Here is a 21,185-nt window from a genome sequence, read left to right as displayed (position 1 = left end):
GAAAGCGTGAAAACTAATGTGAAGCTACACATGAAACATCACCTCAATTCATTCGTTAGATTCATGGAAAATGACTTCTTCCATTTTATAAGGAGCTATCTCGGAGCATCCACTTACATTCCAGTAAATCTACAGTACAGCATCATAGTCCATTTTATCTAATCTGGAATTAGCACATTTTTAGCATTTTGGGACTTTGAATTTTGTATTGTATGGATCATTGGTTAAGAAATGGATAGGATTAAGTGAAGCGAATTCAATGTCCAGTGGAAAAAGCAGACAGTTGAGACTCTGCATGAGCGATTTAAGAAATGGAATCTAAGTACACCAACGACTTGTGCAAAGATTCTATGACCAATATCCTGTTGAACAAAGAGTTCAGTATTTGCCCACATGAGTCGTACAAGCCGGAGCGAAAATTAGCGAATACATTATATTTATGGGGAAAATTGGATTATCAACACGCCTATATAATTCATTATATAGTGAGAAATCTATAAATCGACTAAATATCTAGTATTTTTTAGAGAAAATTCTAAAAATCAAAAGGTAATTTTATAGTTTACACTATATCAATGTTCGATAGTATTCACTATAATTTAAATATTCAGAAAATAAGGAGGGGAAATATGGAGAGTATAGCAAATGTGCACAAGAAAAAATCAATGATCGAACGGTTTTTGGATGGGGTTGAAAAAGCGGGAAACAAATTACCAGATCCAGTAACGCTTTTTGTGATAATGGCTTTCGCCGTTTTAGGATTATCGTGGTTTCTCGCAAAATTAAATGTTTCTGCGGTTAAACCCGGGACTAATGAAAAAATTGAGGTTGTAAATTTACTCAATCAGGATGGTCTTATCAAGATTTTAAGTGAAATGTTGACAAACTTTACATCTTTTCCACCACTGGGAATGGTTATTGTCTCGATGCTTGGGATTGGTTTAGCAGAACAAACAGGTTTGATTGCAGCTTTGATGAAGAAATTTGTCATGAGTGCACCACAAAAATTAATTATTCCTTTTTTAATATTAACTGGACTCGTTGGGAATTTGGCTGCTGATGCTGCATTTATTGTCTTACCACCAATTGCTGCTTTAATCTTTATGAGCATTGGCAAAAATCCTTTGGCTGGATTAATCGTCACATATGCAGCTGTTGCAGGAGGTTTTAGTGCAAATTTGTTGATAAGTTCTTTAGATGTGTTACTTTTAGGAATCACTGAATCTGCGGCTCGTTTGGTTGAACCTAATTATGTTGGAAGAGCAACGATGAACTATTACTTTTTAATCGTTTCTACTTTTGTTTTAGTAGCATTAGGCACTTTTGTAGCACATAAATTTACAATTCCGAGATTTGATGAATATAAGGGAGATACTGAAAAACTTGAATCATTAACTCCGCTTGAATCTAAAGGCTTAAAATGGGCAGGCATAGTAACGGCCATCTATGTCATCATCATTTTAATCACAGTAGTTCCTTCAAATGGTATATTACGTGATCCCAAAACGGGTGGATTCTTATCATCTCCATTTATGACAGGGATAGTGCCCATCATGTTATTCCTATTCTTATTACCAGCTATAGCTTATGGAATAGTGACGAAAGTGATTAAGAGTGATAAAGATGTTGCAGAAAAAATGTTCAAATCTATTGCAGATATGTCTTCGTTTATTGTTTTAGCGTTTGTGGCTGCACAGATGATTGCTTATTTTGGTTGGAGTAATATCGGTCCTATTGTAGCAATAAAAGGGGCAGAAGCGTTACAAGCGATGCACTTTACGGGCCTGCCGATGATTATTGGCTTTATCATTATTTGTGCCGGTATCAACTTATTAATCGCCAGTGCTTCCGCTAAATGGGCATTATTGGCACCAATCTTTGTTCCGATGTTTATGTATTTAAATTATAGTCCTGCACTTACCCAGCAAGTTTATAGGATAGGAGATTCTATTACAAATCCCATTACCCCGATGTTAGCCTATTTTGCCATCTTATTGGCATTTGCTAAAAGGTTTGATAAAAGCGTTGGAATTGGAACATTAATCTCCTCCTTGCTTCCTTATTCAGTAATATTTTCTATAGGATGGATTATATTATTTAGCTTGTGGTTTTTACTTGGACTACCCCTTGGACCAGGGGATTCAATTTACTTAAAGTGAGGGATTATCAATGGAAAAACTGTTTAATTTGTTAAAAGATTATTATGATGAAATGGTCGAAATCCGACGTTATTTACACGCAAATCCTGAATTGTCTTTTCAAGAAGTGAATACACCAAATTATATTGCAGAATACCATCGAGCACTTGGACATGAAGTAAAAGAGGGTGTCGGAGGGCGAGGAGTTGTAGCGACGTTACATGGTGCCAAGCCTGGAAAAACGGTGGCGTTAAGAGCAGATTTTGATGCTCTAGCAATACAAGAGCAAAGTGATTTGCCGTATAAGTCAAAAGTGGATGGGGTAATGCATGCATGTGCTCATGATGGGCATACGGCAACTCTTTTAGTATTAGCGAAAGCATTAAACAAACTACAACATGAGATAGAAGGATCAATTGTATTTATCCATCAACATGCTGAAGAAATTGCCCCAGGTGGAGCTATTGAAATGATAAAGGATGGCTGTTTAGAAGGAGTGGACGTCATCTTTGGAACACATCTATGGGCAACAGAGCCTTTAGGTAATATTATGGTAAAAGAAGGACCGATAATGGCTGCTTCAGACCGTATCCATATAACTGTCAAAGGTCAGGGTGGTCATGGTTCAGACCCAAGTAATACAAAAGATTCTATTGTCATAGCAGCACAATTTATCACACATCTTCAACAATTAGTATCTAGACGTGTCAAATCAACAATACCGGCTGTAGTTTCAATTGGACATATTGAAGCATTGAATCCTTTTAATGTAATTGCTGATTCTGTTAAGATGAAGGGAACTGTACGAACATTCGATGAGACAACCCGTACATTACTTGAAGAAGAAATTGAAGAAGTATTAAAAGCATCTTGTTTTCTTACAAAAGCAGATTATGATTATCAATATTTTCGAGGTTATCCGCCTGTGATTAATCATGAAAAAGAAACGGCCTTTTTAGTTCAACTGGCACCACAAGTTCCGGGAGTAGAAAAACTACATATTTGTGAGCCACTAATGGGAGGAGAAGACTTTGCTTATTATTTAGAACAGATTCCAGGTGTATTCTTTTTTACAGGGGCACAGAGTCCTCATTGGGAAGAAACCTATCCTCATCATCATCCTATGTTTAATATTGATGAAAGAGCTCTATTAATTGCTGCTAATACCCTAGGAGTAGCAACTTTAAAATATTTGCAAGAACATTAATCAAAAAATCCACAAGGCTAATCACCACCTTGTGGATTTTTTCTATGATGTTCATATAGAAATAAAGCAGCATGAATATTGGCGACATGTTGAATATTATTCAGATCTATTTTTAGTTTTTCTTCTATTTGTACGATACGATAGTAAACTGTATTTTGATGAATATGCATAACTTCGGCTGTTCGAGCAACATTTTTATTTTGCTTAAAATATTCAATCAGTGTATTCAATAGTTCATTATTGGATGGACTTTTTGCTGATATAGGGATGATAGGTCCAATTATTTCTTGTATAAAATATTGTTGTTCCATTTCAGATATTGATAGTAAATAGCGATTCAATCCAAGTGTTTTATAAGAAGTGATTTGACCGTTACGATGAGAATTTGTATAATTCAAAAATTCAATATCTTTGTAAGATAAAAATAGTTGATCAATATGATCGACACTACGACCGATTAATATTTGCTCATGCTGATCTAAATCAAAAATTTCATGTATTTTTTTCTCAAAATAGTGTTGACTGTTGACTTTTTTGATGGCGATTAGTATTACTAATGAGTCTCGCTGAGGAAAGAATAGACAATTACCAATCGAATGAAATTTTGTTTGATAGTAAGATTCACGTTGAATAAGATATGAATAGTTTTGTTCTGTGTATGAAGTATTTTTATAGTATAGGAAACAGAAGTAATGATAATATTTCGTTTCTAATATAGATTTTAATACTTCTTCCGCATTCTTTTCCAATAACTGTTGAAATATATGTTGCCTTTTTTGAATAAAAGAATCGATTTCTTTCTGTTCTTTCATTTGTTCAATTGCCATAATCGCGGTACTATGCGATAGTGTAAGTTTTGAATAAACATCTAGTAATTGTTTATGACCAATTACTAATAGATAACCTGTAATTCCATATGAAGAAGCGATTTTAAAAATATGGATAAAAGATTTATTTGGATATGATACCAAATAATCGTGACTATCTAGCGGAAATTGCTGGATGAATTGGTTCATGGATTCAACAATCTCAGCTTTATGTGTACTATGAGGATGGCTTGTAAAAATAAAATGACCTTCTGCATCAAAATAGAAGATTTCTTTTTCGATAATTTTAGATAGTGTCATGATGAGCTGTTTTGAACCTCTGTCATTCAACATAATGTCATTCAGTTGGTGATGAGAAACTAGCGTGTCTTTAAGCATCTGAGAACTTTGTTCCTTTTCACGTATTTCTTGACTTAGGGTGATTATCATCGCGATATGAGTGGCTATTGCTTCTACAAAGCCGATTTCTTCTTTTGTGAATAACGAATTTGAATAAAAATTATCTAATGTTAAAACCCCTATTTTCACGTCTTGATAGGTAATAGGAACAGACAAGCAACTTTTAGGAGGAATATCTTGAACAGATGATTGTAAATAATACTGGTAATTTGGTTCCTTCATCGATTTCATCGCTTTTTCAATGGCATTTTCACCGTATAGAACCATTGTTTGACCAGTATCAAATACGGTACCTGAAATTCCTTCACCCAAAGTTAGCTTGTTTTGAATATAGAATTCCTCTTTAAAATTGACAGCTGCCTCAATTCGTAGAACTTCATAATGAGGATTCCATAAAAGTAAAAATCCAGCATCAACCTTTTCAATCGTATCGATAACGACTTCAATAATATTTTGTATACTTTTTTTGCTATTGCCAACTTTTTTGATATTCTTAGTTATTTCGATAAATGCCTGCCATTGTTTCAATAAACTATTACTATTTTGCATGCGTATGCTCCCCCTCCAAATTGATATCAATATAGGACATTTTAGGTTTTATCATCAAGTAAAGTAAATCAAACAATTTTTGTCTTCAAAAATTCAATGGAACTTAAGACATGTTTTTTATCCGCTTTATTAATATAGGGATATTAGTTGATTTATGATTTGGCTTGCTCGCTTTCCTGCGAGTAAATGCTGAGGGTAAACAGAATGTTGGTCACGGAATCGTTGCCACAGGACGTGACGTTCCTAGATTTCGTTTCTTCAATCGTTTCGCTGTGGATTCTCAACTATTCGCTTTTCCCGCGGGACATTGTATTACTTTCCAAATCAACACCGCACGAAGGAAATGCGCAAGCCTAATCGAGGACTCGAGCAAATTTCTGCTCCAATCGAATGATGCTAAAATACAGTGGTTTTCAAAATTACGCAAACAGGTAACCTGATTTTTGGAAAATCGACACATGTCATTGAACTTCAAAGAATAAATTGGAATTCCTACAATTCATGATCAACTGTGTTAGATTTTTTTAAGTTTTTTTCAGGAATAATATCAATTGCATAGCCTAACGTTTGTAAATGCTCTGCTTTTAGGAGTTTCGTACTTTTCTGACCTAATTGTGCTTTTTGCCAACTACTATCACTAACAATAAGGATATCTGTATGCTTAGTGACAGTATTGCTAAATATCCCACCGATTGCACGGATTTTTTTTGCAACCATCGATCTACTAAATCCTTCCAGCTTACCTGTAAATACAACTGTCTTATCTTGAAAGTCAATAGGGGAATAAAAGGATGATTGATGAGCTGTTGAAAAAACAACTTGATGTGTAAGTTCATTGATGGAAAAATTATCAAATTTTTCTGGAAAAGTTAACACAAGTTCAGCGATGATTTCAGCACGTTCTTTTTCAAGAGAAATCTCAAATTGAGATGCAAGGGTTTGTAACGAAAAATCTTGCTGATGGGGCAATCTATTTTTTATAAATGGAAGGATGCTACCAAATCGACAATATGGCGAAAGTTTATCGATTGTTGCACAAGCTTCTTCTATAACTGATTGATCATAATCATGATAATAACCGATGACAAATTGATTTGTGAGCCATTCATCTAAAATTGGATAAAATGTATGAAATGTAGGTGAATGTTGCACCAAATCTTCTGTAATGCCATGCTGAGAAATATGATATTCATCAAATGTTTGTTTAGGGTTTATATATGAAAAAAGTGAATCTACAATCTCATTTTGTACGACTTTCACAAGCTCAATCGAACAAACACTATCTCTCCATTGATTGGCTGTTTCTATTCCAATAGCAATAAAATCCAACTGATTTCCTCCTGTAGTTACGGTGTTTCTAGTATATCAATATATTAGCATAATGCGTTCAAAAATTTTTGAGAAAATAAACCCAATCTAGCGGTATCTTTTAATGATTTTATGAAAAATAAAGAAAATATTGTAAAAATGTATGGATAATCTTTTATAATAGAATAGAGAAATGTAGAAAGAGGACAATAGATGAAAAATAAATTCTCGATTGGTCAGATGGCGCGCTTGAATAATATCTCTATTAAAACGCTTCGTTACTATGATGAGATTGGATTATTCAAGCCGAGCGAGGTGGATGCAGGAACTGGTTATCGATACTATTCTATCGAGCAATTTAAGGAACTTGATATTATTTTGTATATGAAGATGATGGGAGTCCCTTTAAAAGATATAAAAAAACAATTAGAAAACCGTAAATTGGATGATTTTATCTCGGTATTAGAAAATGTTAGAAAAATAACACGTGAGAAGATTGATGTCTTAAAACGTATTGAAAAAGGACTTTTTTCACGTGTCATAGAATTGGAAGGTACAAAGGATGAAAACAAAATAGAAAAACCATATATTGAGCATTTTCAGGCACATAATATGATTCAGGTCAATAAGAAAGTCGGTTCCCTAAAAGAAATAGAGGCAGAGTTGCGTCAGTTGAAATCACATTATGAACATATTGCACCTATCGTTATAGGGAATGTTGGGTATTTAAAAAACATAGAAAATCAGCTTGAAAATGTTAACACCTATGATGGCATTTTTTTATTAGTAGATCAATCATTGCATATGAAGATGGAAATGATGACACCGGTGGATGAAGGAGATTTTGCAGTGATCAGATGGCGGGAGGAAATGGGAGATGATCGAAAATACATAGAAAAACTTTTACGTTTTGCCAGAGTTCATAATTATCAAACGGAAGGGCCTTTATATATTCGAAAAATTGTGGATGGCATCATTTCTAATCATTCCAAAGAATGGCTAAAAGAAATACGGGTTAAAATCATTCCATTGACTCTCCACTAAGAGGAGGGTTTATGATAGATAATGTAAAATAGACAGAAAGAAGGGATTGACTTTTGGTACAGTCATCCAAACTTTGGACAAAAGATTTTATCATTATCTTTTTAATTAATTTTTTTACACATGTTGTTTTTTACCTATTAATGGTCATGATTGCTGTCTATACTGCAACAAAATTTCATACAAATCAAAGTGTTGCAGGATTAGCAACCGGAATATTTGTATTAGCATCCCTTATAGCGAGAATATTTGCGGGAAAATATTTAGATCGATTGGGTAGAAAGCGAATGCTTATTGGTTCGCTTAGTATCTTTACAGTTTCTATGTTGTTACATATTGTTGTGGATGATTTATATGTCTTGTTCATCATCCGATTTATACAGGGGGCTATGCATGGATGTATTACAACTGCGGCTGGCACTATATCTGCAGAGCTTATTCCAGATGATCGCCGCGGAGAAGGTACTGGATATTATGCAACTTCTATGAATATTGCCATGGCTTTTGGTCCATTTCTAGGCATTTTCCTTTATGAACACGCATCATTTACAACGGTTTTTGTAGTAGGGAGTATAGTGGCTGTTGTTGATTTACTAGTTTCATGTTTTTTAAAAGTACCGGAACCTAAAGGAATGGAAGAACCAAGGAAAGGATTTCATGGGAGAGATTTTATCGAACCCAAAGCGATCCCTATTTCAATAGTTATCTTCCTCATTGCGATAGCTTATTCAAGTTTGCTATCATTTTTGACACAGTACGCCAAGGAAATCCATTTGGTTTCTGTATCAAGTTTCTTTTTTATTGTTTATGCTATTGCACTGATCATAACGAGACCCTTTACTGGAAAATGGTTTGATCAATTTGGGGCGAATCGAGTGAATTATCCATTGCTCATATTAACCATTATGGGCTTTTTTACATTGAGCATAGCACAAACTGGCTTGGTATTTTTACTATCTGCTGTTTTGATCGGTATTGGTTACGGGACACTTATTTCTAATTTTCAAGCAATCGCTATTCAAGAATCTCCATCACATCGAAAGTCACTATCTACTTCAACGTTCTTCATGTTTCTAGATTTATCGAATGGGATCGGACCTTATATAGTCGGCATTTTAGTGACATTTATGTCATTTAAAGCATTGTATGGTACGGTTACTGTTTGGATTTTAATTTGTTTAATCGTTTATCATTTCGTATACGGCAAAAATGCAAAAAAAGTTTCAAATTAAATATTTATCCCGCATTAACGGTAGTAAAACCCCCACCTCAAGGTATAGAGAGAAACGAGAATGAACGATAGGTGGGGGAGCAACTGTTGCATGCACTCAATCTGATTGTGCATGAAAACAATCCGCCACTTTATATAGATTGGAGTGGAGGCGGAAATCAGCGAATTATCTAAATCCAAGGGGATTAAATTGGATAATCAATCCGCCTGAAAATATAGTTTAGTAAATCTATTAGAAAAATCGGTATAGAGGAATTTTTCTACTTAAGCTTTAAGAACAAGGTAATTTTCATATTTTTTTCTAAAATTATAGAATATTTAAAATCTAATGATAAAAGTATGATATAGTAAAAGGACAATTTAATAGCGTGTAAGTTATGGTTCCAAATGACAATTTGGATTAAAAGGGAAGACCGGTGAAAATCCGGCGCTGTCCCGCAACTGTAAATGGGAGCGACTCGTAATAACCACTATGATAATGGGAAGGTACGATTAGCAATGATCATGAGCCAGGAGACCTGCCAATAGCTAGTACACACCGATTGACCTACGAGGATAGGGGGTGGGGAGTGAGATTCACAGTACGAAGTGATAAGAAAGCAATTTCGAGGTTATTGCTTATTTGTGCATAGCCTTTTTTTACACAGCCATTTCCTGTATTTGGAGATGGCTTTTTTATTTGCCCAAAGATTCAATTTTAAAAATAACAGTAGTTCAGAAAAGAATTCTACTATATACGAGGAGAGGAAAATATGAAATATACAAATTCAGTCATTGGATACCCTTATATCGGAGGAAATAGAGAGTGGAAACGCACAGTAGAAAGCTATTGGAAGCAAGAAATTAGCGAACATGAATTACATGAGCGCATGAAGCAACTTCGCCTTGACCATTTGAAGAAACAAATAGCATTAGGGATCGATCAAGTAACGGTCGGTGATTTTACTTACTATGATCGCATGCTTGATACAGCGGTGATGTTTGGACTTGTACCAAAACGCTATCAATGGACAGCTGAAACCGTTGATCTTGGAACCTATTATGCAATGGCACGTGGCCGAGAAGGACAAGTTGCTTCTGAAATGACCAAATGGTTTAATACAAATTATCACTATATTGTACCAGAATACGAAGGTCAAAAATTACATCTTACAGAAAACACGATTTTAAAAGCCTACAAGGAAGCGAAAGAGGAGCTTGGGATTGAAGCTAAGCCAACGATTATCGGGCCCTATACATTTAGTCGCTTAACAAAAGGTTATGATGCAAAAACGGAACCAGAGTATATTTTAAAACTGATTCCATTGTATATTCAGGTTCTAAAACAACTGGTTGAAGCAGGAGCTGAATGGATACAAATAGAAGAGCCTTCTCTTGTTACAACTTTAGATAAAAGTGACATCGCAACTGTTAAAGAAATCTATTCACAAATTGTTGAAGAAGTGCCGAATGCGAAAATTTTACTTCAAACTTATTTTGAGTCCGTTTCATTTTTTGAAGAAATCGTAAACCTTCCAGTTGCAGGTATTGGATTAGACTTTGTGCATGGTTATAAAGGAAATATGGATGCACTTCGAAAATTTGGCTTTCCAAAGAATAAAGTATTAGCGGCAGGTATTATTAATGGTCGTGATATTTGGAGAGCTGATCTAGCAGAAAAATATAATACATTACAAGCCATTCAACAGTTGAGCAAATGTGAAAACATATGGATTCAGTCATCTTGTAGTCTACAACATGTACCAGTAACAACTGCTTATGAGAAAAAATTGGCACCTGTATTAAAAAATGCCTTAGCATTTGCAGATGAAAAAATAATAGAGCTTAAAGAATTAACAAGCTATGCTAACAATCCAAAAGATCCAGGTAATAACGCTATTTCAGAAAGTATTAAAGCTATTCAATTGTTAAGAGAAGATGCATCACGTAACAATGAAACAGTCAAAGCTGAGATGGCATCTATTAAAGAAGAAGACTTTAAACGGTCAAGTGTATTTGAAAAACGTCAAGAAATTCAACGCGAAGCTTTAGAGCTTCCATTATTCCCAACAACAACAATCGGAAGTTTTCCACAATCTACAGAAGTAAAGAAAACTCGTAGTGCGTGGAGAAAACAAAAAATATCAGATGCTGATTATGAAGCATTTGTTAAGGAAGAAACAGAACGATGGATTCATATTCAAGAAGATTTAGGGCTAGATGTTCTGGTACATGGTGAATTTGAACGTACTGACATGGTTGAATATTTTGGTGAAAAATTAGACGGCTTTGCTTTCACAGAAAATGCTTGGGTTGTTTCTTACGGATCTAGATGTGTAAAACCACCAATTATATATGGAGATGTGGCTTGGAAAGAACCAATGACTGTAAAATCATCCGTTTACGCACAAAGTTTAACCAATCATTATGTTAAGGGCATGCTCACTGGGCCAGTGACTATTTTAAATTGGTCATTTGTACGAGATGATATTCCACGTAAAGAAATTGCTTATCAAATTGCATTGGCATTGAAAAAAGAAATAGAAGCACTTGAAAAAGCTGGAATAGCCATTATTCAAGTGGATGAACCTGCTTTGCGTGAAGGACTTCCTCTTCGCAAGGAAAATTGGTCAGAATATTTAGATTGGGGTGTAAAGGCTTTCCGTTTAGCTACTTCATCTGTTGAAGATCAAACACAAATTCATACACATATGTGCTACTGCGAATTCAATGATTTTATCGAGCCTATAAGTGCATTGGATGCAGATGTCATTTCCATTGAAACATCTCGCAGTCATGGTGAGTTAATCGATTCACTAAAAGAAACACCATACGACAAAGGCATTGGTTTAGGTGTTTACGATATTCATAGTCCACGAGTTCCATCGATAAAAGAGATGGAAACGATCATGCAAGAAAGTCTTGAAGTATTGAAACCAACACAATTTTGGGTGAATCCTGATTGTGGCTTAAAAACGCGTGGTGAAACAGAAACTGTTGCATCTCTTCAAAACATGGTAGAGGCAGCAAAAACATTGCGAGAAGACGTAGCATCCTCTGTAAAATCATAACAATAAGATCATCGTTTTAGTCTATAATTTGACCATCAAGGAGTTAGGAATGTTGTTCAATGTTCTTAACTCCTTTTAGTTAAGTAGATGAATCAATTTCATAAATCATTTTCTTCTTAAAAAATACGAACATTTAATAATAGCTAATTTTATAGTTGTGGCGCGGAAGACGGCGACTCCTCGAAAATGCATGCATTTTCTTCGTGCGGTGTGAGTTCAAGGAGGCTTATTCAAAGTCCTACGGGAAAAGCTTGAGCCGAAAGCCCCGCAGGAACAATTGAAGGGACAAAGCCTAAGTTCGCCACGTCCTGTGGCAACGGCTTCGGGGTCAACATCGTGTCGACCCGAGGAGATTGAAGCCAAGCCCGTGGAAAGCGCCGTCTGGAGCGGAACAAAAATTTCTGAATATTAATGTTCATGTTGATTTGAAATGTTCGTGTTTTTTATCTGAATTTTACATTATGAAATTGATTCAGATATACAAGCTTTTATTTAATGTTTTAAAAGAGCATCTAAAAAATTAAAAAAATCTTAAAAAATTGATATATCAACATTTATAGAGGGAGGAATAATCATTTGTAATATTTTGAGTGCATAAAAGACAATGGACAGTAAATATTTTTATAAAATAATCTAAATTCTGGTAAGATGTAACTAATAGTATCCGAAAATTTACTTACTAAAGATGAAATTTTAATAGTTGAGGTGTAAATGATGGTTCACATATTATACATAGAAGATGAAATTGAAATTGGTAGTTGGATTGCCAATGATTTAAAAGAAAGAGGGTATAAAGTTACTTGGTTAGAATCAGGCAATGAAATTGAAAAATATCTTTCTTCAACAGATATTGGCATTTTGGATGTCATGCTACCAGGTTTAGATGGCTTTTCAATCGGTAGACGTATTAAAAAAGAGGATAGTAATTTTCCAATACTTATGCTTTCTGCTCGTACAGCCATTGAGGATAAAATAGAGGGTCTTAGTTTTGCAGATGATTATCTAACAAAACCCTTTCATCCAGATGAACTCGCAGCACGTATTGAAGTATTACTAAGAAGATTTCAAAAGAGTGAGGATATTTTGCAAATAGGTCATCTTAAAATTTATACAAAAGATTTACAAATCATCAATCAAAAGAATAATGAAGAAATTCAATTAACGGGTAAGCAATATTATTTATTTCAGTATTTTATCCGTCATTTAAATCAGATATTAACAAAAGAACAACTTTATGAGGGAGTTTGGGGAGAATCCTATATAGAAGGTGACAAGACATTAATGGTTCATATCCGCTACCTACGGGAGAAGATTGAAGAGAATCCAGCAAAACCAACTATTATTGAAACCATTCGTGGAATTGGGTATAGGGTGAAACAATGAAAAAATTCTTTCGTTCATTATTAGCAAAATATATGTTGATCATTTTGACAGCAATCTCAATTGTTCAAATTGCTTACATCGCTATGGCCATATTATTTGTCCATATAGATCATATAGAAAATAGCAAAGCAAATAGTCCAGAAGTGGTTGAAGAGAATTGGCATGAATCTGCAAAACATATTGACAAAGACATCCCCAAAAACATTCTTGCTCTGTTTGATAAATGGAAAAAGAAGTATTCAGAAGCATCCATGTTTTGGGTTAATTCAAATGGTGTTTTGTCAGAAAAATTCAATGTGAAACACCAAATGCCAAACAGATGGGATTCAACATATACGGCAAAATTTATGAAAGAAAGTTATGCAAGTGATCCATTTACAGTTATTGCATTTGTAGGAAAAAATGATTCTCATGGTTTTGTTGTATTACAGATCCCCCGAAAAACGTTTAATCCTCCCATTGCAAAGGCAAATGAAAAATATGGAACACTATTAAGTATTATTATGTTAGCGATTATTCTTCTTTTTATTGTTATTTCATTCTTCTTTTTTAGAGGTATCCGAAAGAGATTACTATATTTACAAGATGCTATGAACATTCGGGATGTTGATCAGCTTCCAATAGAGATTCCACTTGGCAAGGGTGATGAAATTGGGCAGCTCGAACAGACTTTTAACCAAATGGTTGTAGAGTTGAGAGAAAGTAAGCAACGTGAACAAAAGGAAGAGCAATTAAGAAGACAATTAATGGCAGACCTCTCACATGACTTACGAACACCTCTAACGAAAATACGCGCACAAACATACACGATTGACAAGGAAAACCTATCACAAAAAGGGAAAAATGCTATAAGAGCATTAGAAAAATCAGTTCAACAGATTGATCATCTGATCGAAAACTTAATGTCATATACATTATTAATGGCGAGTAAATATAAATTTGATCCTGTTGAAGTAGATGTTGTTCGACAAGTCCGTGAATGTATAGCCGGTTGGTATCCTGTATTAGAAAAAGAAGGATTTATGATTGATGTAGAATTACATACATTTAAAAACTCACAATGGTATGTTGATCCAATTTGGTTGGGACGAATACTGGATAATGTCCTTCAAAATGTCCTTCGTCATGCTAAGAATGGATTATTTGTTCAAGTGAAAACTGTATCAACAACACAATATGATGCAATTATCATTACTGACCATGGAAAAGGGATGAACAACCAATCGGAAGAAAAAGGAGTAGGGATTGGATTATCCATTGTAGATTTAATGATACAAAATATGAATCTTAAATGGGATATTGATTCTACTAGTAGTGGAACAACGATTACAATTAAGAAATATTACTAAATTAGTAAAAAGAAAATGGACTCGGGATCAGCTTCAATCCAAGTCCATTTTACGCTAATATGAGCTTTTCATTTAGAGATGCTCTTGGAGTTTTTGAGTTAATACAACTAAGCAAAGGCTTGTATGGTGATTTACAGAAAATACATAACCTCACTAGATGGGAATAGATTTAAGACTTTCTAGAAAAAATTTCATCTATATAGAAATATTAATATTTTACATTTTTGTTATACACTATATATTCTAGCTAGCCATAATTTAAACTAAATTTAAACTTTCTTTCTACTTCGTTTTAACCTTCTTTTTCTAAGATTAGTGAAGAGGTGAGGAAAATGAAGTATGTTGCACATACAAAAAATTTATCAAAAAAATTTGGAAAAGAATTTGCGGTTGATGGCATAGAGTTGAAAATACCTAAAGGAGAAATATATGGATTTTTAGGGCCAAATGGAGCAGGAAAGACAACCACAATTCGTATGCTTTTAGGCTTGATGAAACCAACTGCTGGTGATATCTATATTTTTAATAAAAATCTAAAAAAAGAAAAGATTGAGATATTACATAAGGTAGGATCATTAGTTGAAAATCCATCTTATTATCCTCATTTGACTGCATATGAGAATTTGGAAGCAATACGGAAAATTTTAGATGTGTCCCCATCAAGGATTCACGAAGTATTAGAAATTGTACGATTAACAGAAGTAAGTAACAAGAAAGTGAAAGGGTTTTCACTAGGAATGAAGCAACGGTTAGGAATTGCAGCAGCATTGTTAAATCATCCAGAGCTCCTTATCTTGGATGAACCGACAAATGGATTAGATCCATCTGGAATTATTGAAATACGGGAGCTGATCAAAAGTCTTCCAACCAAATATGGAATGACGGTCCTTATTTCAAGCCATTTATTGTCTGAAATTGATCAAATGGCAACAACTGTTGGTATTCTAAATAAAGGAAAGCTAATCTTCCAAGATTCTATTAATGCTATGCGATATCATGCACAGCAGAATGTATTGCTGACTGTTAGTGATGGCGAGAAAGCATGGACATTATTACGAGCGAAAGGGATAAAAGCGACATATAAAAATGGAGGTATTGAACTATCTGATTGTTCAAATGAAAAGGTAGCCCAAACTGTTGAAACGCTTGTTCATAGCGGAATTTCGATCTATCGAGTTGAAGAACAAAAAAGATCATTAGAAGAAATCTTCCTTCAAATGACGAGGGGAGAGAAATAAGGATGATTCGAAATCTAATTGTGATAGAATTTCTTAAAATAAAGCGAAAGGGTTTTTGGCTTTTAACATTATTAGGACCGTTTGGTGTTGTTTTAATGCAAATGGTTAATTATGGTGTTCGGAAAGATTATCTTTTAAAGCAAAGCGATAATGATTGGGAATACTTTTTAGACAATGTCCATTCATTTACACCTTTAGCGATGATATTGGGAATAGCTATTTTAACATCCTTAATGGCGAGTGTAGAAGATGAAACAAGCTCTTGGAAACAATTATTGGCATTACCTGTTACAAAATGGAGCGTCTATCTATCAAAATTTACAGTCGTTTTTAGTTTGTTATTTTTTTCATCATGTTTATTAATGATCTTTACACTTGGATTTGGAATTTTTCTTGATTTAGGAAAGCCGATACCATATAGAGGGATACTTCAATATAGTTTTTATCCTTTTTTAGCTGCATTGCCAGTATTAGCATTACAATTATGGGTTGCTGTTGTTAGTCAAAATCAAGGGATTCCAATTACTACAGGGATTATAGGTACAATATTTGTTTTTTGGAGTTCAGCTTTACCTGATTGGGTAATTTGGAAATGGTCATCATTGGAAAATAAATGGGAGAGTCCTTTGCTTAATGTTGTGCTTGGAATCAGTGTTGGTATCGTTTTTTATGTTGCTGGTATGCTCGATTTTAATAGAAGGGACGTGAAATAATGATCACTATTATACAATCTGAATGGTTTAAATTACGTAAATCCAAAATCATTTGGATCATTTTAGTTGGCCCACTAATCGGGTTCGCTACAGGATTAAAAACGCCTATTTTAGATGATGATGTGAAAGTAAATGCGTGGTATCAAATATTATTGTATATGAATTTAACATATGCATTGTTACTATTACCTCTTATAAGCGGTGTGTTGGCGACCCTCATCTGTAGATATGAACATCAAGCAGGAGGCTGGAAACAACTTTTAGCGTTACCTGTTACAAGAGGGCAAGTATTTGTGGCTAAATATATCGTATTAACCCTACTTATTTTGATTATTCAACTTTTATATCTATGTGCAATATTTGCGGTGGGGTCTATAAGAGGTTTTAGTGATCCTTTCCCTTTAGGAATTGTTTGGAAAAGCATTTTAGGTGGATGGGTTGCCACATTACCATTAGTCGCTTTTCAATTGTGGATGTCCATCTTGTTCAGTAGTTTTGCGGCACCATTTGCAATCAATGTGATCTTTACTTTACCTTCTATATTAGCTATCAATTCAGAACATTTTGGTCCTTACTATCTGTGGGCACAACCTTTTTCGATGATGTATATGAGCGGAAATATGAATGATGTTTTTTTCATTCCATGGCAGCAATTAATAATGGTCGTAGGAGGGGGATTTATTTTACTATTCTTTGGGGGATATTTTTATTTTCAACAAAAATCAGTTTAGCCAAATATTAGAAAACCTATCTAAATAAAAAACTGTGTGAAAATAGCAAAAAATTCCTTATAATGATTAGTAGAGGTTTTGATATTAATACATTGATCATGGGGGTGTCATGTTTGAAAACACGCGTGACGGAAATTCTAGGAGTAAACTATCCAATTGTTCAAGGGGGATTGGCTTATTTAGCATATGCTGAATTGGCCGCGGCTGTTTCAAATGCAGGCGGACTTGGTCAAATTACTGCAGCAACATTAGGTACACCTGAAAAGCTTAGAGCAGAGATTCATAAGACACGTTCGCTGACGGATCGACCATTCGGCGTCAATTTTGCGATTTCAAGACATGAAGGAAAGTATGAGCATTTGTTGGAAGTTGCCATCGAAGAAAAGGTTTCTGCTATTTCAATAACTGGAGGTAATCCGCAGCCTGTATTAGAGCGTTTGAAAGATGAAGATATTCATTCGCTTGTACTTGTTTCTGGTGTACGACAAGCACAAAAGGCTGAAGCACTGGGTGCCGATATTGTAATGGCTGTAGGGCAAGAAGGTGGCGGTCATCTTGGGCGTGATGATATTGGAACAATGGTGCTCGTACCAAGAGTTGTTGAATCGGTTTCTATTCCAGTGCTGGCCAGTGGAGGCATTGGAGATGGAAGGGGATTGCTTGCCGCTCTAGCACTGGGAGCTGAAGGTGTTGAGATGGGAACGCGTTTTATTGCAACACAAGAATGTATACATGCTAGTGATACTTATAAACAAGCCTTATTAAATGGCAAAGAAACAGACACCGTTGTGATCAAAAGATCGTTAGGAGCTCCTGCACGGGCGATTAAGTCCCAATTTACGGAAGCAATTATTCAAAAAGAACTTGAAGGTGCGACGTATGAAGACTTAAAAAACGATATTAGTGGGAAAGCCAATCAGCATTATATTTATGATGGCAATGTGGAAAGCGGCTTTGGTTGGGCAGGTCAAGTAATGGGATTAATCCATGATGTGCCAACAGTACAACAACTAATAGATGATATGATTCAATCAGCTACCATAGGTCGGAAACGCCTTGATGAAATATTCGGTGGCACTATCTAAAAAGTTCTGTACGCCTAAACATAAAGTGCATTTTACATGAATAATGAATTAAAAAATGCTGCATTGCTTGATGATTCACTCGAACAATTAGAGGAATGTTAATTGTTAAACAAAACAGGATTTGACTTATGGGCGAATCATTAATGGGCGAATCATTATGACCAAACAGTACAACAAAGTGAAGAAAATGAACGATATCCTTTCGCTGGGTATAAAGAAATATTGAATACTATTTACAACAAAGTGATGCAAAAGAAACACTCAAATGTGCTAAATATAGGTCTTGGAACGGCTGTATTGACAGCAAAGTTATATGAAGATGGGCATAATATAGATGGAATTGATTTTTCACCAAAGATGATTGAAATTGCACAGGTGAAAATGCCACAAGTCAATTTGATGGAGTGGGATATTTCAAAAGGGTTGCCCGATTTTTTTAAAGGACACAAGTATGATTCGATCGTTAGTACCTATGCTTTGCATCATTTAATAGATGAAGAAAAGGTCCTTTTATAAAAAATTTATTATCCCTTAAGAAGGATGGGAAGCTATTCATCGGTGATATTGCCTTTGCAACAAGGAAACAGCTGGAAAATTGTAGAAAGAATAGTATAGATGATTGGGATGAAGATGAATTCTATTTCGTTGATGAAGAACTTTCTTCTATTCTGAACACTTTTTGCCGGTGCGATTTCTATCCGCTTTCTCATTGTGGCGGCATTTTTGTTATTTCAACATAAAATATATATATGGGTAATATCGGAATTCAAGGGGACGGATGGTTCAAGCCTATTTTATCCAGATCCAGATCTTTATAGGTGTGGCAAGATGAAAGCGATTTTAATCCCTATTGAATGAGTGTAGGCCGCGGCAGCCCATAAATTAACGGTTTCCAAACGAGGGTAAAGCCTCTGGTCGCTCTTTATTTTGAAAAAAATCTCAACTATTCTGAGTTCTAAAGAAGCAATTGGTGACGTAAATATTTTTGTTCGTGGATACAATTCATTCTTCCGTGGATAGAAGGCCATGTTCCGTGGATGAAAGGGTATTTCCCATGGATAGAGGAGTCACTTCCGTGGATAGAAGCTCTTCTTCCGTGGATAGGAGGTAATTTTCCAAGGATAAGAGAATATTTCATGTAGATAGAAGAGTCACTTTTTAGAATAGAAACTCTTCTTCCATAGATAGAAGATTTTCCCGTGGAGTCTTACCCTATGAGTAGAACCGTCTCAATTAGCAAAAAAATTTCATAAATTATATCGACAATGGAGAAAATGACCCTATATATAACAGGCGCGTATAGATGAAGATAGTGGAGGCTTTAGGATGAATGTTATGATTGAATGGATATATCGAACATCAAAAGGAATAGAAACCGTTTTTCGTTCAGATGAAATGCCAGCGGAACAAGCGTATAAAGTAGCTCAAGATATCGACAAAATGGGGCGAGCAAAAACGATTACATTCACAGATCAGTATGATAGTTCGTGGACGATGAAAGAAATGAAACATTATTTAACGGAGATCGAGGGAGAACCACATAATGTTATCGTTTATTTTGATGGTGGTTATGACCGACAAACTGCCATCGCAGGATTAGGTTGTGCCATCTATTTTGAACAAAATGGCAAGCCGTTTCGAGTCCGAAAAAATGCCCAAACAGTGGGGCTCAAATCGAATAATGAATCTGAATATGCGGCACTTCAGCTGAGTATTACGGAACTCGAATTATTAAATGTCCAAAATATGAAAGTGCGTTTTATCGGGGATTCACAAGTTGTCATCAATCAAATGAATGGTGAGTGGGCAGTATTGGAACCAGAATTATTAAGCTGGGCTGATCGTATCGATAACAAACTAAAGGATTTGGGCATTCATCCTAAATATGAACATGTGTCACGAAAAATTAATACAGAGGCAGATCACCTCGCTACACAAGCAATCCATGGAATAGAAATTATTGCGCAAACGGAATTATTGGCAGAATAAGATACGTTCATCAGATAATTTGAAATATAGGAACATGAGTAGCACAAACCACAAATCAAGGTTTGTGCTATTTGTTTTTTCCTCTTGCTAAGATTTTATGTATGCTTCAATATGTTTAAACCATGGATTATGGGGAATACTTTTTTAAAGAATGGAAAAATATTTCAGTAAACATATCAGACATGTTTACTGAAAAAAAGGAATATAATTGACCAATCACAAGGCCATAATTTTTCAGTTCACAGATGCTTATTGTTATGGATAACACATTGGATCATCACGCATGATAAAACTTAGCATTTATTTGGAGGAAGCATATGAAAAACAAATATAGAATAGGTATCTTAATTTTTATGGCCTTTATGACTTTATATGGCTGTGGTAATGTCTTAAAGGGTGAAAATATGGATACCAATAAAAATGTAAATTTAGCACCAGATGACGACTTAAGTATGGATGAAAAACAGTCTGTAGCGGAAGGCAATAACCATGTGAACCATACCAATTCTGGAATTGTTCCTAAGGGAGTGAAAAAGGCTCAAAATCCTACGTATCCAGTGGGGAGTCAAGTCATCATACAAGCAGACCACATGGCAGGTATAAAAGGTGCAAAGGGCACAATTGTTGGTGCTTATAATACGAATGCTTACGCGGTTACTTATGAACCTACAACGGGTGGTGAAGAAGTAAAAAATCATAAATGGGTGATTCAAGAAGAAATAAAGAAACCGCAAGAAAAAATACTCCAACCAGGTGCAAAGGTAACGCTTGAAGCGGATCATCTACCCGGTATGAAAGGTGCGATGGCAACCGTCGAATCAGGGATTCATACAACCGTTTATATGATTAATTATAAGCCAACGAATGGTACTAGTGAGGTTAAAAACCATAAGTGGCTAATCGAAAGCGAAATAGAAGCAGATCAATCATAATGACCCTAAAATAAT

Annotated in this window: 17 protein-coding genes and 1 riboswitch; of the genes, 14 read left to right on the top strand and 3 right to left on the bottom strand. The window is 35.0% G+C overall.

The window, feature by feature from the left end:
* The first annotated feature begins 629 nt into the window (after positions 1 to 629).
* Positions 630 to 2,159: an AbgT family transporter gene (locus FEZ13_RS05135; RefSeq protein WP_146551717.1), complete on the top strand. Its 1,530-nt coding sequence runs from the start codon at positions 630 to 632 to the stop codon at positions 2,157 to 2,159.
* A 10-nt stretch (positions 2,160 to 2,169) separates the two neighbouring features.
* Complete coding sequence (locus FEZ13_RS05130; protein ID WP_146551716.1) at positions 2,170 to 3,345, top strand: amidohydrolase; 1,176 nt, start codon at positions 2,170 to 2,172, stop codon at positions 3,343 to 3,345.
* Positions 3,346 to 3,362: 17 nt separating this feature from the next.
* Here FEZ13_RS05130 and FEZ13_RS05125 read toward each other — a convergent pair whose 3' ends face one another.
* Complete coding sequence (locus FEZ13_RS05125; protein ID WP_146551715.1) at positions 3,363 to 5,120, bottom strand: helix-turn-helix domain-containing protein; 1,758 nt, start codon at positions 5,118 to 5,120, stop codon at positions 3,363 to 3,365.
* Between the two features lie 492 nt (positions 5,121 to 5,612).
* Positions 5,613 to 6,449, bottom strand: a complete 837-nt coding sequence (locus FEZ13_RS05120) for a BRCT domain-containing protein (protein WP_146551714.1) — start codon at positions 6,447 to 6,449, stop codon at positions 5,613 to 5,615.
* Between the two features lie 192 nt (positions 6,450 to 6,641).
* On the opposite strand from FEZ13_RS05120, the gene FEZ13_RS05115 reads away from it, so the two are divergent.
* The 10 genes from FEZ13_RS05115 (at position 6,642) to FEZ13_RS19950 (ending at position 18,765) form a co-directional block, all read left to right on the top strand.
* Complete coding sequence (locus FEZ13_RS05115) at positions 6,642 to 7,472, top strand: MerR family transcriptional regulator (protein WP_146551713.1); 831 nt, start codon at positions 6,642 to 6,644, stop codon at positions 7,470 to 7,472.
* Between the two features lie 53 nt (positions 7,473 to 7,525).
* Positions 7,526 to 8,701, top strand: coding sequence for an MFS transporter (locus FEZ13_RS05110; RefSeq protein WP_146551712.1), 1,176 nt, complete (start codon positions 7,526 to 7,528; stop codon positions 8,699 to 8,701).
* A gap of 360 nt (positions 8,702 to 9,061) precedes the next feature.
* Positions 9,062 to 9,240, top strand: a riboswitch (cobalamin riboswitch).
* A gap of 212 nt (positions 9,241 to 9,452) precedes the next feature.
* Positions 9,453 to 11,750, top strand: coding sequence for a 5-methyltetrahydropteroyltriglutamate--homocysteine S-methyltransferase (gene metE, locus FEZ13_RS05105; RefSeq protein ID WP_146551711.1), 2,298 nt, complete (start codon positions 9,453 to 9,455; stop codon positions 11,748 to 11,750).
* A 714-nt stretch (positions 11,751 to 12,464) separates the two neighbouring features.
* Positions 12,465 to 13,133, top strand: a complete 669-nt coding sequence (locus FEZ13_RS05100; RefSeq protein WP_146551710.1) for a response regulator transcription factor — start codon at positions 12,465 to 12,467, stop codon at positions 13,131 to 13,133.
* A complete protein-coding gene (locus FEZ13_RS05095) occupies positions 13,130 to 14,482 on the top strand; it encodes a HAMP domain-containing sensor histidine kinase (RefSeq protein ID WP_146551709.1) in 1,353 nt (450 codons plus the stop codon). The genes FEZ13_RS05100 and FEZ13_RS05095 overlap by 4 nt, the downstream gene beginning before the upstream one ends.
* A 332-nt stretch (positions 14,483 to 14,814) precedes the next feature.
* A complete protein-coding gene (locus FEZ13_RS05090) occupies positions 14,815 to 15,720 on the top strand; it encodes an ABC transporter ATP-binding protein (protein WP_146551708.1) in 906 nt (301 codons plus the stop codon).
* Positions 15,721 to 15,722: 2 nt separating this feature from the next.
* The gene (locus tag FEZ13_RS05085; RefSeq protein WP_146551707.1) at positions 15,723 to 16,433 is read left to right on the top strand and encodes an ABC transporter permease; all 711 of its coding nucleotides are present in this window, start codon (positions 15,723 to 15,725) and stop codon (positions 16,431 to 16,433) included.
* Positions 16,433 to 17,164, top strand: a complete 732-nt coding sequence (locus FEZ13_RS05080; protein ID WP_146551706.1) for an ABC transporter permease — start codon at positions 16,433 to 16,435, stop codon at positions 17,162 to 17,164. The genes FEZ13_RS05085 and FEZ13_RS05080 overlap by 1 nt, the downstream gene beginning before the upstream one ends.
* Before the next feature lie 113 nt (positions 17,165 to 17,277).
* Positions 17,278 to 18,249 carry an NAD(P)H-dependent flavin oxidoreductase gene (locus tag FEZ13_RS05075; RefSeq protein ID WP_146551705.1) on the top strand — a complete coding sequence of 324 codons (972 nt, stop codon included), beginning with the start codon at positions 17,278 to 17,280 and terminating at the stop codon, positions 18,247 to 18,249.
* 222 nt (positions 18,250 to 18,471) lie between these two features.
* Positions 18,472 to 18,765, top strand: coding sequence for a class I SAM-dependent methyltransferase (locus FEZ13_RS19950; protein WP_255473050.1), 294 nt, complete (start codon positions 18,472 to 18,474; stop codon positions 18,763 to 18,765).
* Positions 18,766 to 19,204: 439 nt separating this feature from the next.
* On the opposite strand, the gene FEZ13_RS05065 is transcribed toward FEZ13_RS19950, so the two are convergent.
* Positions 19,205 to 19,387 (bottom strand): hypothetical protein, encoded by a 183-nt coding sequence (locus FEZ13_RS05065; RefSeq protein WP_146551704.1) that lies wholly within the window; start codon positions 19,385 to 19,387, stop codon positions 19,205 to 19,207.
* Positions 19,388 to 19,575: 188 nt separating this feature from the next.
* On the opposite strand from FEZ13_RS05065, the gene FEZ13_RS05060 reads away from it, so the two are divergent.
* Both FEZ13_RS05060 and FEZ13_RS05055 read left to right on the top strand, forming a co-directional pair.
* Complete coding sequence (locus FEZ13_RS05060; protein ID WP_146551703.1) at positions 19,576 to 20,238, top strand: reverse transcriptase-like protein; 663 nt, start codon at positions 19,576 to 19,578, stop codon at positions 20,236 to 20,238.
* Between the two features lie 317 nt (positions 20,239 to 20,555).
* On the top strand, positions 20,556 to 21,170 hold the full coding sequence (locus FEZ13_RS05055) for a YdhK family protein (protein ID WP_255473049.1): 615 nt from the start codon (positions 20,556 to 20,558) through the stop codon (positions 21,168 to 21,170).
* Positions 21,171 to 21,185: the final 15 nt, after the last annotated feature.

The organism is Rummeliibacillus sp. SL167 (assembly GCF_007896505.1).
Taxonomy (GTDB): domain Bacteria; phylum Bacillota; class Bacilli; order Bacillales_A; family Planococcaceae; genus Rummeliibacillus; species Rummeliibacillus suwonensis.
This window is presented reverse-complemented; position numbering and strand designations above follow the sequence as displayed.

Coding starts and splice junctions, on each gene's coding strand:
- FEZ13_RS05135 (WP_146551717.1), top strand. CDS start 630: ATGGAGAGTATAGCAAATGTGCACAAGAAAAAATCAATGATCGAACGG.
- FEZ13_RS05130 (WP_146551716.1), top strand. CDS start 2,170: ATGGAAAAACTGTTTAATTTGTTAAAAGATTATTATGATGAAATGGTC.
- FEZ13_RS05125 (WP_146551715.1), bottom strand. CDS start 5,120: ATGCAAAATAGTAATAGTTTATTGAAACAATGGCAGGCATTTATCGAA.
- FEZ13_RS05115 (WP_146551713.1), top strand. CDS start 6,642: ATGAAAAATAAATTCTCGATTGGTCAGATGGCGCGCTTGAATAATATC.
- metE (WP_146551711.1), top strand. CDS start 9,453: ATGAAATATACAAATTCAGTCATTGGATACCCTTATATCGGAGGAAAT.
- FEZ13_RS05100 (WP_146551710.1), top strand. CDS start 12,465: ATGGTTCACATATTATACATAGAAGATGAAATTGAAATTGGTAGTTGG.
- FEZ13_RS05095 (WP_146551709.1), top strand. CDS start 13,130: ATGAAAAAATTCTTTCGTTCATTATTAGCAAAATATATGTTGATCATT.
- FEZ13_RS05090 (WP_146551708.1), top strand. CDS start 14,815: ATGAAGTATGTTGCACATACAAAAAATTTATCAAAAAAATTTGGAAAA.
- FEZ13_RS05085 (WP_146551707.1), top strand. CDS start 15,723: ATGATTCGAAATCTAATTGTGATAGAATTTCTTAAAATAAAGCGAAAG.
- FEZ13_RS05080 (WP_146551706.1), top strand. CDS start 16,433: ATGATCACTATTATACAATCTGAATGGTTTAAATTACGTAAATCCAAA.
- FEZ13_RS05065 (WP_146551704.1), bottom strand. CDS start 19,387: ATGAAATATTCTCTTATCCTTGGAAAATTACCTCCTATCCACGGAAGA.
- FEZ13_RS05060 (WP_146551703.1), top strand. CDS start 19,576: ATGAATGTTATGATTGAATGGATATATCGAACATCAAAAGGAATAGAA.
- FEZ13_RS05055 (WP_255473049.1), top strand. CDS start 20,556: ATGAAAAACAAATATAGAATAGGTATCTTAATTTTTATGGCCTTTATG.